The 14,159-nt window shown below is 60.2% G+C and carries 11 protein-coding genes; all 11 read left to right on the top strand.

Annotated features, from left to right (window positions below):
- Window positions 1-327 precede the first annotated feature (327 nt).
- Window positions 328-768 carry an RNA polymerase-binding protein DksA gene (dksA, locus tag BT119_RS24630; protein WP_003430674.1) on the top strand — a complete coding sequence of 147 codons (441 nt, stop codon included), beginning with the start codon at window positions 328-330 and terminating at the stop codon, window positions 766-768.
- A gap of 303 nt (window positions 769-1,071) precedes the next feature.
- Window positions 1,072-1,959 carry a tRNA glutamyl-Q(34) synthetase GluQRS gene (gene gluQRS / locus BT119_RS24625; protein WP_072367070.1) on the top strand — a complete coding sequence of 296 codons (888 nt, stop codon included), beginning with the start codon at window positions 1,072-1,074 and terminating at the stop codon, window positions 1,957-1,959.
- A gap of 98 nt (window positions 1,960-2,057) precedes the next feature.
- Window positions 2,058-2,234, top strand: a complete 177-nt coding sequence (locus BT119_RS24620) for a hypothetical protein (RefSeq protein ID WP_002552060.1) — start codon at window positions 2,058-2,060, stop codon at window positions 2,232-2,234.
- Window positions 2,218-5,172, top strand: coding sequence for a sensor histidine kinase (locus BT119_RS24615; protein ID WP_003430682.1), 2,955 nt, complete (start codon window positions 2,218-2,220; stop codon window positions 5,170-5,172). The genes BT119_RS24620 and BT119_RS24615 overlap by 17 nt, the downstream gene beginning before the upstream one ends.
- A gap of 22 nt (window positions 5,173-5,194) precedes the next feature.
- Window positions 5,195-6,628, top strand: a complete 1,434-nt coding sequence (locus tag BT119_RS24610) for a sigma-54-dependent transcriptional regulator (RefSeq protein WP_003430684.1) — start codon at window positions 5,195-5,197, stop codon at window positions 6,626-6,628.
- A gap of 698 nt (window positions 6,629-7,326) precedes the next feature.
- Window positions 7,327-8,730 carry a polynucleotide adenylyltransferase PcnB gene (locus BT119_RS24605; RefSeq protein ID WP_072367069.1) on the top strand — a complete coding sequence of 468 codons (1,404 nt, stop codon included), beginning with the start codon at window positions 7,327-7,329 and terminating at the stop codon, window positions 8,728-8,730.
- Entirely contained in the window at window positions 8,723-9,229 is a 507-nt protein-coding gene (gene folK, locus BT119_RS24600) for a 2-amino-4-hydroxy-6-hydroxymethyldihydropteridine diphosphokinase (protein ID WP_072367068.1), read from the top strand. The genes BT119_RS24605 and folK overlap by 8 nt, the downstream gene beginning before the upstream one ends.
- A 228-nt stretch (window positions 9,230-9,457) precedes the next feature.
- A complete protein-coding gene (panB, locus tag BT119_RS24595) occupies window positions 9,458-10,258 on the top strand; it encodes a 3-methyl-2-oxobutanoate hydroxymethyltransferase (protein WP_003371340.1) in 801 nt (266 codons plus the stop codon).
- Window positions 10,255-11,106 carry a pantoate--beta-alanine ligase gene (gene panC, locus BT119_RS24590; RefSeq protein WP_054082233.1) on the top strand — a complete coding sequence of 284 codons (852 nt, stop codon included), beginning with the start codon at window positions 10,255-10,257 and terminating at the stop codon, window positions 11,104-11,106. Before panB ends, panC begins: the two co-directional genes overlap by 4 nt.
- 253 nt (window positions 11,107-11,359) lie before the next feature.
- Entirely contained in the window at window positions 11,360-13,024 is a 1,665-nt protein-coding gene (gene pgi, locus BT119_RS24585; RefSeq protein ID WP_046719947.1) for a glucose-6-phosphate isomerase, read from the top strand.
- A gap of 260 nt (window positions 13,025-13,284) precedes the next feature.
- Entirely contained in the window at window positions 13,285-14,151 is an 867-nt protein-coding gene (locus BT119_RS24580) for an oxygenase MpaB family protein (protein ID WP_003430690.1), read from the top strand.
- Window positions 14,152-14,159 lie beyond the last annotated feature (8 nt).

Raw genomic sequence — 14,159 nt, 5'->3', positions numbered from 1 at the left:
GTGTTAAAACATGATTGTCATCACGGCGCGCCATGATTCTACCCAACCACCCGCCCGACGGTGCGTTTGCGAACTGAAAAACCCGGTTTCCAAGCGCTGAATAAAAGAAAGCTACGACGGTGCGCAGCGGCTAGAGTTCATTTGGATGGAGGGCAGATGCGAAATGGCCATCTCCACAAGAAGACGGCGTCGTCATGCTCGACAACCGGGAGTAGCGCACTCCGATTTGATCTGGTAAGTTCGCCCGCTTGCAGCTGCAGGGCCGACGGGTGTCGGTGATGGAACAATCCTGCGCAATAGATTAGAAGAGTGAGAGGCGGTCCAGACATGCCCACCCCAGAAAAGCAACAGAACCATCTAATCAGCGGCTTTGAGCCCTACGTGGAAACGAAGGGTGAAGAGTACATGGGCGAGCCGATGCGCGCGCACTTCACCAAGATCCTGAACAAGTGGAAGAAGGACTTGATGCAAGAGGTCGACCGAACGGTAGACCATATGAAGGACGAAGCTGCCAACTTCCCGGACCCGGCCGACCGTGCCAGTCAGGAAGAAGAGTTCAGCCTTGAACTTCGTGCCCGCGATCGCGAACGCAAGCTGATCAAGAAGATCGACAAGACGCTGCAACTGATCAAGGACGAAGAATATGGCTGGTGCGAATCCTGCGGCGTAGAGATCGGCATCCGCCGTCTTGAGGCTCGCCCGACCGCAGACCAGTGCGTCGACTGCAAGACCCTTGCAGAAATCAAGGAAAAACAGGTCGGTAAATGACCTGGGGCCGCCTTTGACTGAAAAGACGCTTCGGCGTCTTTTTTTGTGCCTGTTGAAAGCACGATGACGGCGAATCTTGTTCCCACTCCTTGCTCATCGCTGTCCACAGTCCAACTGACTCCCATGCGCTCGTTGATCGCGATGGCACTGACGACGCAGAGTGCGACGTTAGTGACGGCACTGCTGTGTGACGCAGAGCGTCACGAACTGCACGCCAACGCTGAGCATTGACACAAGACTCTGCATAACCACCCACTGCGTTCCACTTGCCCGCCCAAGCCCGTCACCCGTAACATCCCGCCCATGAAAAAACCGGCCTATATCGGGCGCTTTGCGCCGACTCCCAGTGGTTACCTGCACTTTGGCTCGCTGGTCGCAGCCCTCGCTTCCTATCTCGATGCGCGTGCGGCAAACGGTCAGTGGCTGCTGCGTATGGAGGATCTCGACCCGCCGCGTGAAGTGGCCGGCGCGCAGGCGGGGATTCTCGAGACGCTTGAGCGCTACGGTTTTGAATGGGACGGCCAGATGGTGCGGCAAAGCGAACGCCATGACGCTTACGCCGAGATCCTCCAGCGCTGGTTCAATCATGGCCTGGCCTACGCCTGCACCTGCTCGCGCAAACAGCTTGAAGACTTTCAGGGTGTCTATCCGGGTTTCTGCCGCAATGCAGGGCATTCTCCGGAAAACGCCGCCATCCGCATTCGCGTACCGGAGCTGGAATATCGCTTCGAAGACCGGGTTCAGGGCCTCTTCAAAATGCACCTGGGGCGCGAAAGCGGTGACTTTGTGATCCGCAGGCGCGATGGTCTGTATGCCTATCAACTGGCTGTAGTCATTGACGACGCCTGGCAAGGCGTCACAGATATCGTCCGCGGTGCCGACCTGCTCGACTCGACACCCCGCCAACTGTACCTGCAGGAACTGCTGGGCCTGCCCCAACCGCGCTACCTGCATGTGCCGTTGATCATCCAGCCTGATGGTCACAAGCTCGGCAAGTCCTATCGTTCCCCGCCACTGCCGGCCGACCAGGCGACGCCGCTGCTGCTTCGGGCCTTGCGAGCACTGGGGCAACCGCTCGATGCACACATGAGCGATGGCACCGCGCAGGAAGTGCTTGCCTGGGGCATCCGCCACTGGAACGCTGACCTGATACCCCGACTGCGCAATATTGAAGAAGCCCGGATAGACTGATCCAGAGCGGTCGCCGCAAACTGCGACGCAAGGATACTTGCAGGTTATCCGGCATCCGTTAACATGCCGCTCCTCATCTACCAGCGCAGGGAGACCAGATGTACATATACCGGTTGGTTTTGCTTCTGGTGGTCGGCATTTATCTGTTCTCTCCAGCCATCATGGACTGGTGGATCGATGCCACCGGTGCCTGGTATAGGCCCTACATGTTGTGGCTGATCCTGATTGTGGTGACGTTCATTCTGCAGAGCCAGCGAGATGCCGATGAGCTTTAGTCTGACGCAGATGCTGCTGGTCAGCGCCGCCTACCTGCTGGTGCTGTTCGGTGTGGCCTGGGTCAGCGAACACGGTCTGATTCCGCGCTGGATCATTCGTCACCCGCTGACCTACACCCTGTCACTGGGTGTCTACGCCAGCGCCTGGGCGTTTTATGGCACGGTTGGTCTGGCCTATCAGTATGGCTACGGCTTTCTGTCCAGTTATCTGGGGGTGTCCGGGGCCTTCCTCCTCGCGCCGGTGTTGCTTTACCCGATCCTCAGAATTACCCGTACCTACCAGCTGTCATCACTGGCCGATCTGTTCGCCTTTCGTTTTCGCAGCACCTGGGCCGGCGCGCTGACCACCGTATTCATGCTGATCGGCGTGCTGCCACTGCTGGCCTTGCAGATTCAGGCGGTCGCCGACTCCATCGGCATTCTGACCCGCGAGCCGGTGCAGGACCGGGTCGCAGTGGCGTTCTGCGCACTGATCACCCTGTTCACGATTTTCTTTGGCTCACGGCACATCGCCACGCGCGAGAAACACGAGGGCCTGGTGTTCGCCATCGCCTTTGAATCGCTGATCAAGCTGATCGCCCTGGGCGGCGTTGGGCTGTATGCCTTGTATGGCGTGTTCGACGGCCCGCAACAACTGGAACTGTGGCTGCTGCAGAACCAGACCGCCCTCGCCTCGCTGCACACGCCTTTGCAGGAAGGCCCGTGGCGCACGCTGCTGCTGGTGTTCTTCGCCTCGGCCATCGTCATGCCGCACATGTACCACATGACCTTCACGGAAAACCTCAACCCGCGCTCGCTGGTCAGCGCCAGTTGGGGTCTGCCGCTGTTTCTGCTGTTGATCAGCCTCGCAGTACCGCTGATCCTCTGGGCAGGCCTCAAGCTCGGCGCCACCACCAGCCCGGAATACTTCACGCTCGGCATCGGGATCGCCGCCAACAGCAAGTCTCTGGCCCTGCTCGCCTATATCGGCGGGCTGTCGGCGGCCAGCGGGCTGATCATCGTCACCACGCTGGCGTTGTCCGGCATGGCACTCAATCACCTGGTGCTGCCGCTGTATCAGCCACCCGCCGAGGGCAATATCTACCGCTGGCTGAAGTGGACGCGACGCGGACTGATCGTGGCGATCATCGCCTTGGGTTACGGCTTCTATCTGATGCTCGGCGCGCAGCAGGATCTGGCCAATCTGGGCATCGTCGCCTTCGTTGCGACCCTGCAATTCCTGCCGGGTGTGCTGTCGGTACTGTACTGGCCGACCGCCAACCGGCGCGGCTTCATCGCCGGGCTGCTGGCCGGCATTTCGGTCTGGGCGGTCAGCATGCTGTTGCCGCTGATCGGCAACCTGCAGGGCTTCTATATTCCCTGGCTGAACATGATCTATGTGCTGGACGACACCAGTTGGCACATGGCAGCCATCGCCTCGCTGGCCGCCAACGTCTTGCTGTTCACCCTGATCTCGCTGTTCACCAATGCCAGCCCTGAAGAAGCCGGGGCTGCCGAGGCCTGCGCGGTCGATAACGTACGCCGCCCGCAACGCCGTGAACTGCATGCCATCTCGCCGCAGGAGTTCGCCACCCAACTGGCCAAGCCGCTGGGCGCGAAAGCCGCGCAGAAGGAGGTCGAGCAAGCGCTGCGCGATCTCTACCTGCCGTTCGACGAGCGCCGCCCCTATGCCCTGCGCCGCCTGCGCGACCGCATCGAAGCCAACCTGTCCGGGCTGATGGGCCCCAGCGTAGCGCAGGACATGGTGGAAACCTTTCTGCCGTACAAATCGGGCAGCGAAAAATACGTCACCGAAGACATACATTTCATTGAGAGCCGGCTTGAGGACTACCACTCGCGCCTCACCGGTCTTGCAGCCGAACTCGATGCCTTGCGCCGCTACCACCGCCAGACCCTTCAGGAACTGCCGATGGGCGTCTGCTCGCTGGCCGAAGATCAGGAGATCCTGATGTGGAACAGGGCCATGGAGGAACTGACCGGAATCGTCGCCCAGCGCGTGGTCGGTTCGCGACTGGAAACCATTGCCGAGCCGTGGAAGGGCCTGCTGACCGGTTTTACCAGCCTGCCCGATGAGCATTTGCACAAGCAGAAGCTCGGTCTGGACGGCCAGACCCGTTGGCTCAATCTGCACAAGGCAGCCATTAACGAGCCCCTGGCGCCGGGCAACAGCGGCCTCGTGGTGCTGGTCGAAGACCTGACCGACACGCAAATGCTCGAAGACAAGCTGGTGCACTCGGAACGTCTGGCAAGTATTGGCCGACTGGCCGCCGGTGTGGCGCACGAAATCGGCAATCCGATCACCGGTATTGCCTGTCTCGCCCAGAACCTGCGCGAAGAACGCGAAGAGGACGGCGAGCTCAAGGAAATCAGCAGCCAGATCCTCGAGCAGACCAAGCGCGTATCGCGCATCGTCCAGTCATTGATGAGCTTTGCCCACGCGGGTGCCCATCAACATAGCGACGAAGCCGTTTGTCTGGCCGTGGTGGCTCAGGATGCTATTGGTCTGCTGGCGCTGAACCGGCGTAATTTCGAAGTACAGTTCTACAACCTGTGCAACCCTGAGCACTGGGCTGTCGGCGATCCGCAGCGGCTGGCGCAGGTGTTGATCAATCTGCTCTCCAATGCCCGCGATGCCTCCCCGGCAGGCAGTGCAGTCAGGGTCAGAAGCGAAGTATCCGAGCACACTGTGGACTTGATCGTCGAAGACGAAGGCAGTGGGATTTCAAAGGCAATCATGGACCGATTGTTCGAGCCGTTCTTCACCACCAAGGACCCTGGCGAGGGAACCGGACTTGGCCTGGCGCTGGTCTATTCCATCGTTGAAGAGCATTATGGACAAATCACTATCGACAGCCCGGCCGATCCCGAGCAGCAGCGTGGAACCCGAATCAGGGTGACCTTGCCACGCCATGTCGACGCGACGTCCACCGCGAACTGAGACCGTCGAGAGAACTGAATCAATGCCGCATATTTTGATCGTCGAAGACGAAACGATTATCCGCTCAGCCCTGCGTCGCCTGCTTGAACGCAACCAGTATGAAGTCAGTGAAGCCGGCTCCGTTCAAGAGGCTCAGGAACGCTTCAGCATCCCGTCGTTCGATCTGATCGTCAGCGACCTGCGCCTGCCTGGCGCGCCCGGCACCGAGCTGATCAAGCTCGGCGAAGGCAAACCGGTGCTGATCATGACCAGTTACGCGAGCCTGCGCTCGGCGGTCGACTCGATGAAGATGGGCGCAGTGGACTACATCGCCAAACCCTTCGATCACGATGAAATGCTCCAGGCAGTCTCGCGGATCCTGCGTGATCGACAGACGGTCAAGCACCTTCAGGACGAGCGCAACGCCACCGCCAAAACCAGCAGCGCTGAAAAAGGCCCGGCACAGAACCATAATGGCGAGATCGGCATCATCGGCTCATGCCCGCCCATGCTCGATCTCTACAGCAAGATCCGCAAAGTCGCCCCGACTGATTCCAATGTTCTGATTCAAGGGGAATCAGGCACTGGCAAGGAACTGGTCGCCCGCGCCCTGCACAATCTCTCACGCCGCGCCAAGGCGCCGATGATTTCCGTCAACTGTGCGGCCATTCCCGAATCGCTGATCGAATCCGAACTGTTCGGTCACGAGAAAGGCGCGTTCACCGGAGCCAGCGCAGGCCGTGCAGGTCTGGTTGAGGCCGCTGACGGTGGCACGCTGTTTCTCGATGAAATCGGCGAACTGCCGCTGGAAGCGCAGGCTCGCCTGCTGCGCGTATTGCAAGAGGGCGAAATTCGGCGCGTCGGCTCGGTGCAATCGCAAAAGGTCGACGTACGCCTGATTGCCGCGACCCACAGGGACCTGAAAACGCTGGCCAAAAATGGCGAGTTTCGTGAAGACCTGTTCTATCGCTTGCACGTCATCGCCCTGAAACTCCCGGCGCTGCGGGAACGTGGCAGCGACATCCTGGAAATCGCCCGTGCGTTCCTGGCTCGCCAGAGCAGCAAGGTCGGGCGCGACGACCTCAAATTTGCACATGACGCGGAACAGGCTATCCGCCATTACAGTTGGCCGGGCAACGTACGCGAGCTGGAAAACGCCGTGGAACGCTCGGTGATTCTGTGCGAGAACCCGGAAATCACCGCTGACCTGCTGGGTATCGACATTGAGCTCGACGGGCTGGATGACGACGAATACATGGGCATGGCGCCGTTGCCGGGCTCTTCTGGCTCGACGGGCAACGAGCCCGCCGAAGACCTGTCGCTCGAAGACTATTTTCAGCACTTCGTTCTGGAGCATCAGGACCATATGACTGAGACCGAGCTGGCGCGCAAACTGGGTGTCAGTCGCAAATGTCTGTGGGAGCGCCGTCAGCGTCTGGGTATCCCGCGTCGCAAGGGCGTCGCCAACGAGACATAAAATCAGCCCAAGGCTCTGGCACGCGGTGCGCAGGGCGGGGACAAACTGTTACCTCACGCGCTTCACGTAACAAAAGCCGGGTCTTACGGTAACGCAGGCCCGGCTTTTTTGTGCGCACTCGAACGGCCTTTCGCCCGCAAAGGCCCGGTTTACGGGGCCTGGTCAAAGTTGGCACAGCTTCTGCTATATGCTTGGTACAAGAAGAACAACAAGCCGTACGACACCCATAATAAAAACAATACGAATCGACTCACGCATAACAAGAACAACACGGCGGAGGCGCAGCTAACTGATTCTTTTGGAGAGGAGTTGTATTGGGGGCTTGCCCCGCAACCAGGCCGAGAACAACAAAAACTACCCTTAGGTAGCGCCTGAACTGGTTGGATCGAATGATCATTGCAACGCAGCGACCAAAGCAATCCGTTTGCTCTTGACTCCCGATTGGGAGGTTTCACAGACGCAAGTCTCGTGAATGGGCACTCAACAAAAACAAGAAGCCCAGGCAGAAAACAATAATAAAGAGCACACACTTTGGGGGAGCTTCGGCTCCCCCAGTAGCTTCCCCGCCTTGATCCGCGCCATCGCTTACCCTTCCGCGACAGCTTCCTACACCATCACTCGACTAAATGCTAGAATCCCCGCCCATCATGCGGTCATTCCACGTTTTTGGCCGAATATTCCTTCAAACAGTGCATCCCATGCTGAAGAAGTTGTTCCAGTCATTTCGTTCCCCACTGCGCAAACCGCAGCAACACACGCGCACCACGCCTGAAGTGCTCAACAGCAGCCAACATTCGCTGCAACGCAGTCAGTTCAGCCGCTATGCCGTGAATATCGTCGAGCGCCTGCAGAATGCCGGCTACCAGGCCTATCTGGTCGGTGGCTGCGTACGCGACATGATGCTCAACATCACGCCCAAGGATTTCGACGTCGCCACCAGCGCCACGCCCGAACAGGTGCGTGCCGAATTCCGCAACGCGCGGATCATCGGTCGTCGGTTCAAGCTGGTGCACATCCACTTCGGTCGCGAAATCATCGAAGTGGCGACATTCCGCGCCAATCATCCTCAGGATGACGAAGAAGAGGACAGCAACCAGTCCTCGCGCAATGAAAGCGGACGCATCCTGCGTGACAACGTATACGGCACACTTGAAGAAGACGCCCAGCGTCGCGACTTCACGATCAACGCGCTTTACTACGATCCGGTCAGCGAGCGCGTTCTGGATTACGCCAACGGCGTGCATGACATCCGCAATCGCCTGATCCGCCTGATCGGCGATCCGGAGCAGCGTTATAAAGAAGACCCGGTGCGCATGCTGCGTGCCGTGCGCTTCGCGGCCAAGCTGGACTTCGGCATCGAGAAGCACAGCGCTCAACCTATCCGCGCACTGGCGCCGATGCTGCGTGACATTCCGTCGGCCCGCCTGTTCGAAGAAGTGCTCAAACTGTTCCTCTCCGGGCACGCCGCCCCCACCTTTGAAATGCTGGTGGACCTGGAGCTGTTCGAACCGTTGTTCCCGGCCAGCTCCAAGGCCCTGGAATACAACCCGACCTACACCCATACGCTGATCAGCAATGCGCTGATCAATACCGACCTGCGCATCAAGCAGAACAAACCGGTCACGCCGGCGTTTCTGTTTGCTGCCCTGCTCTGGCCTGCGCTGCCAGCCAAGGTGCTGCGCGCTCAGGAACGTGGCATGCCGCCGATTGCAGCGATGCAGGAAGCCGCTCACGAACTGATCATCGAGCAATGCCAGCGCATCGCGATTCCCAAGCGCTTCACCCTGCCGATCCGCGAGATCTGGGACATGCAGGAGCGCCTGCCGCGCCGTTCGGGCAAACGCGCCGACCTGCTGCTCGACAACTCGCGGTTCCGCGCGGGCTACGACTTCCTGCTGTTGCGTGAAACAGCCGGCGAGCAGACCGAGGGTCTGGGCCAGTGGTGGACCGATTATCAGGACTGCAACGACAGCGAACGCCGCGACATGATTCGCGACCTGAGCAACAAGCCTGAAGCGGCGGGCACAGCCCCGCGCAAGCGTCGTCGTAACAGCGGCGCCAAACGCAAGCGCACCACGGGCGAGGCGCAAAGCGGTGAGTGAACCGCTGTTGGCCACTGAACGCGTGTATATCGGTCTGGGCAGCAACCTGGCTGACCCGGCCGAACAATTGCGCAGCGCCCTCAAAGCCATTTCGCAGTTGCCCGGTTGTCACTTGAGCGGCGTGTCGTCCTTCTATATCAGCGACTCGCTACTGCCAGGCCAACCGCGCTTCACCAATGCCGTCGCGGCAATCGACACCGCTCTGCCCCCCCTGACGCTGCTTGATGCGCTGCAAGCCATTGAGCTGGATCAGGGCCGCGAACGCCATGAACGCTGGGGGCCGCGCACGCTGGACCTCGATATTCTGCTGTTCGGCGACCGTCTGATTGACGAACCACGCCTCAAAGTGCCGCATTACCACATGCAGGCCAGGGCATTCGTGCTGTACCCACTGGCAGAGCTGGCTCCAGAGCTGACACTGGCCGACGGGCGCCCACTGAATCGCCTGCTTGATGAATGCCCGTTCACAGGTCTTGAGCGTCTGCCTACCGAGGCATGAAGCCTGTCTGTCACCGCACCGGTGTAACCGGTCGGACGCACAGGTAACACCTTCAATTGACTTCACGCCCCCTCCTCACGAAGATAGGCCTCCCGCCGCCACACCACAGGCGAACGGGCGCGAAACAGGCCTTTGCAAAACACCGCGATACGACGGTGTGCCTGCTTTTCCAGGATGACTCTCACGCGCTGAGCACCCGTCTTCACAGCGCCTGATGGAGGACTTTACATGCCGAACATAACCGTTACGTCGCTGCTGGCCATGAAACAGAAGGGTGAGAAAATCACCATGCTGACCTGCTACGACGCAACTTTCGCCCACACGGCCTCCCAATCGGGTGTCGAAGTGCTGCTGATAGGCGACTCGCTGGGCATGGTCCTGCAGGGTCACGACAGCACCCTGCCTGTTACCACGGCTGAAACGGCGTACCACGTCGCCTGTGTGAAACGCGGCAACCAGGGCGCGATGATTCTCGCCGACCTGCCGTTCATGGCCAACGCAACACTGGAACAGACCCTGATCAACAGCGCGACGCTTATGCAGGCGGGCGCACACATGATCAAGGTCGAAGGCGCTGCATGGCTGGCCGAGTCGATCCGTTTGCTGGCCGAGCGCGGCATTCCGGTGTGCGCGCACATGGGCCTGACCCCACAGGCCGTCAACGTGCTGGGCGGCTACAAGGTTCAGGGTCGGCTGGAGGCGCAGGCCAGGCAGATGCGCGCCGATGCAATCGCGCTGGAACAGGCGGGCGCAGCGATGATCCTGCTGGAGTGCGTACCCAGCGAACTGGCTGAGGAAATCACCCAAGCAGTGAAGGTCCCGGTCATCGGCATTGGCGCAGGCAGCGCTACCGACGGTCAGGTCCTGGTGCTGCACGACATGCTCGGCCTGTCCATCACCGGGCGCGTGCCCAAGTTCGTGAAAAATTTCATGACCGGCCAGCCCGACATCCAGTCGGCTATCCGGGCCTACGTGGCCGCAGTCAAAGACGTCAGCTTTCCGGCCACTGAACACGGATTCTCGGCATGAACACAGTAAAAACCGTACAGGACCTGCGCGCCGCTGTTGCGCGGGCACGCAGCGAAGGCAAGCGCATCGCGCTGACCCCGACGATGGGCAACCTGCACAGCGGCCACGCCGCGCTGGTCACCAAGGCGGCGCAGCGTGCCGATTTCGTGGTCGCTACCATTTTCGTCAATCCGCTGCAGTTCGGTCCCAACGAAGACCTGGCCACCTACCCTCGCACGCTGGCTGCCGATCAGGAAAAACTCCTGCAGGCCGGCTGCAACCTGCTGTTCACGCCAAGCGTGGAGGAAATGTACCCGCACGGCATGGCCGACCAGACGCTGGTCAGCGTGCCGCACCTGTCGCAAGGCCTGTGTGGCGCCAGCCGCCCCGGCCATTTCGAAGGTGTCGCGACCGTGGTCAGCAAGCTGTTCAACATGGTGCAGCCTGACCTGGCGATCTTTGGTGAAAAAGACTTCCAGCAACTGGCCGTGATTCGGGCCATGGTCCGTGATCTGAACATGCCGATCCAGATCATCGGCGAGCCGACGGTACGTGCCGACGATGGCCTGGCGCTGTCCTCGCGCAACGGTTATCTGAGCGACGATCAGCGCGCCGCGGCACCCGCGCTGTATCAGGCGATTCGCCAGACCGCCGACGCGATCAGGGCAGGCGAGCAGGATTTCGATGCGCTGCTGGCGAGCAAGAAGCAGCAACTGGAGGCCGCCGGTTTTCGCATCGACTATCTGGAGATACGCGATGCCACCAGCCTGCGTCCGACGACTGCCGAGAATCGCGACCTGGTCATCCTCGCAGCGGCATTCCTGGGCAAAACCCGCTTGATCGATAACCTGCACCTGACCAGAAGCTGACAGGATGTGCGCAGGCAATGAACTAAGACACACCGGTAATGCCATACCGGTACAGGTTGCCTGAACCACAGCCGACAGTATTCGAGACAAAACCCCGGTTGCCTGTGTGCGAAAAAGTACCGGGGTCATGTAAGGCGAGGCGCAGACAAACAGGTACGCGAAGGGTAGTCTGCGATGTGTAGCCCGTGAGAAAGCTTGCGACCTCGCTCCAAGAATATCCAAAGACAGAACCAGTTAAAGGAAACCCGCAGCGATGGCGTACTACCGCACTCCTTCCGATGTGACCGCTCTGCCCGCCTGGCAGGCGTTGAACAATCACCGCCAGGCCATGCAGAACTTCAGCATGCGCGAAGCGTTCAATACCGACCCGCAGCGCTTCAGCCAATTTACCCTCAGCAGCGCTGGCCTGTTTCTCGATTATTCCAAAAACCTGATCACCACCGAGACCCGCGATCTGTTGGTCAGCCTGGCTGGCGAAGTGGGCCTCAAGGAGGCGATCAAGGCTCAGTATGATGGCGAGCTGGTCAACTCCTCCGAAGGCCGCCCTGCTCTGCACACCGCTCTGCGCCGTCCGGTCGGCGACAAGTTGAAAGTCAACGGCGTCGATGTGATGCCGGACGTACACCGCGTACTCAATCAGATGACCGAACTGGTCGGCCGCATCCATGACGGCCTGTGGCGCGGTTACACCGAAAAACCGATCACCGACGTGGTGAACATCGGCATCGGCGGCTCGTTCCTCGGTCCGGAGCTGGTCTCCGAAGCGCTGGTGGCCTACGCGCACAAGGGTGTCCGCTGCCATTACCTGGCCAACATCGACGGCAGCGAGTTTCACGAGTTGTCGATGAAGATTCGTGCCGAGACCACGCTGTTCATCGTCTCGTCGAAATCCTTCAACACGCTGGAAACCCTGAAAAACGCTCAGGCTGCACGTGCCTGGTACCTGGCGCAGGGCGGCTCGGAAGTCGAACTGCATCGCCACTTCATCGCGGTGTCCAGCAACAACGCGGCGGCCGTGGCCTTCGGCATCCGTGAAGAAAACATCTTCCCGATGTGGGACTGGGTCGGCGGTCGCTATTCGCTGTGGTCGGCCATCGGTCTGCCTATCGCGCTGGCCATCGGCATGTCCAACTTCAAGGAACTGCTGTCCGGTGCCTACACCATGGACCAGCATTTCCAGAGCGCGCCGTTCGAGCAGAACATGCCGGTGTTGCTGGGCTTGCTGGGCGTCTGGTACGGCAATTTCTGGGGCGCACAAAGCCACGCGATCCTGCCGTACGATCACTATCTGCGTAACATCACCAAGCACTTGCAACAACTGGACATGGAATCCAACGGCAAGAGCGTACGTCAGGACGGTACGCCGACGTCGACCGATACCGGGCCGGTGATCTGGGGTGGCGTGGGCGCCAATGGTCAGCACGCTTACCACCAGTTGCTGCACCAGGGCACGCAGATGATTCCGGCCGACTTCATTGTGCCGATCGTCAGCTTCAACCCGGTTGCCGACCATCACCAGTGGCTGTACGCCAACTGCCTGTCGCAAAGCCAGGCACTGATGATGGGCAAGACCCGCGCAGAAGCCGAAACAGAACTGCGCGAGAAGGGTATGGATGAGCAAGAGGTGCAGAAGCTGGCACCGCACAAGGTCATCCCCGGCAACCGTCCGAGTAATACGCTGGTGGTCGAGCGCATCAGCCCGCGTCGTCTTGGCGCGCTGGTGGCCATGTACGAACACAAGGTGTTCGTGCAGAGCGTGATCTGGGGCACCAACGCCTTTGACCAATGGGGTGTGGAGTTGGGCAAGGAAATGGGCAAGGCGGTCTACCAGCGCCTGACCGGCGGCACCGAAGAGCCGGCTGACGATGCATCGACCCAAGGTCTGATCAACTACTTCCGCGGCCGTCACCGCGGCTGATTTGTCCCTCTCATGGTTATGACCATCGTTCCCACGCTCCGCGTGGGAATGCCGTTCGTGACGCTCTGCGTCACAAAAAGGACGCAAAGCGTCCAGAACTGCATGCCGACGCGAAGCGTCGGCACGATAGTCATTTGGATTTGTGTATAACGTCGACACGATAGTCAGTTGGACTTGTGCATCACAGTGAGCGCTGCGCGCTTGGCATGAGAGCTTCAGTCAGTTTTATCCACGCCCTCCCCCGATGCCCTGAGCACGACATGGAATTCATCCGCACCCGCATCGAAACCCAGGTCATCAGCCTTACCGGCCTGGCGCTGGGTCAACTTGATCTGGAAAGCCCCAAGGGCGATCCGGGCCTGTTTGGCCCTCAGGCGGTGTGCTGGAAGGTGCATGGCGATTTCACCAGCATGCTGGTCGGCGGCATCAGCGCATTGATGCTGCAGGCTTTGCACCCGCTGGCACTGGCGGGCATCTGGGACCACTCCAACTTTCGTCAGGACATGCTCGGCCGCCTGCGCCGTACCGGGCAGTTTCTGTCCGGCACCACCTATGGCTCAACGCGAGATGCCAACTGGCTGATCGACAAGGTCCGCAACATTCACCTCAACATCGTCGGCACCGCGCCCGATGGTCGGCCGTATGCCGCCAGCGATCCGGATTTGCTGACCTGGGTGCATGTGGCTGAAGTCAGCAGCTTTCTCGCAGCCCATCTGCGCTACCTCAACCCGGATATGTCGCTCGCCGATCAGGACGCGTATTACGCTGAAACAGCGCTGGTTGCCGAGCGACTCGGTGCACGCAACGTTCCACGCTCGCATCAGGCCATCGCTGACTATCTGGCAGACATTCGTGGCCAACTGGTCTGTGACGCGCGCAGCCGTGAAGTGCTGCGCCTGCTGCTTGACGCGCCTGCCCCCAACTGGCTGGCCAAGCCGTTTGGCGTGTTGATGATGCGCGCCGGTATCGATCTGCTGCCGGACTGGGCCAGTGACATGCTCGACATCACGCAAAGCCCCTTCAAACGCCGGATGATCCACCTGGGCGTCAACAGTACTGCGCCCATTCTGCGCTGGGCCGTACGCGACGGATCGGCGCAACGTGCCAGGCGCCGCATGGACGTTTGAACCATACG

Source organism: Pseudomonas sp. NFACC10-1, from assembly GCF_900119195.1.
GTDB lineage: Bacteria > Pseudomonadota > Gammaproteobacteria > Pseudomonadales > Pseudomonadaceae > Aquipseudomonas > Aquipseudomonas cerasi.
Note: the sequence above shows the minus strand (reverse complement) of the source record. Positions and strands in the feature narration are given on the sequence as shown.

Coding starts and splice junctions, on each gene's coding strand:
- dksA (WP_003430674.1), top strand. CDS start 328: ATGCCCACCCCAGAAAAGCAACAGAACCATCTAATCAGCGGCTTTGAG.
- gluQRS (WP_072367070.1), top strand. CDS start 1,072: ATGAAAAAACCGGCCTATATCGGGCGCTTTGCGCCGACTCCCAGTGGT.
- BT119_RS24620 (WP_002552060.1), top strand. CDS start 2,058: ATGTACATATACCGGTTGGTTTTGCTTCTGGTGGTCGGCATTTATCTG.
- BT119_RS24615 (WP_003430682.1), top strand. CDS start 2,218: ATGCCGATGAGCTTTAGTCTGACGCAGATGCTGCTGGTCAGCGCCGCC.
- BT119_RS24610 (WP_003430684.1), top strand. CDS start 5,195: ATGCCGCATATTTTGATCGTCGAAGACGAAACGATTATCCGCTCAGCC.
- BT119_RS24605 (WP_072367069.1), top strand. CDS start 7,327: ATGCTGAAGAAGTTGTTCCAGTCATTTCGTTCCCCACTGCGCAAACCG.
- panB (WP_003371340.1), top strand. CDS start 9,458: ATGCCGAACATAACCGTTACGTCGCTGCTGGCCATGAAACAGAAGGGT.
- panC (WP_054082233.1), top strand. CDS start 10,255: ATGAACACAGTAAAAACCGTACAGGACCTGCGCGCCGCTGTTGCGCGG.
- pgi (WP_046719947.1), top strand. CDS start 11,360: ATGGCGTACTACCGCACTCCTTCCGATGTGACCGCTCTGCCCGCCTGG.
- BT119_RS24580 (WP_003430690.1), top strand. CDS start 13,285: ATGGAATTCATCCGCACCCGCATCGAAACCCAGGTCATCAGCCTTACC.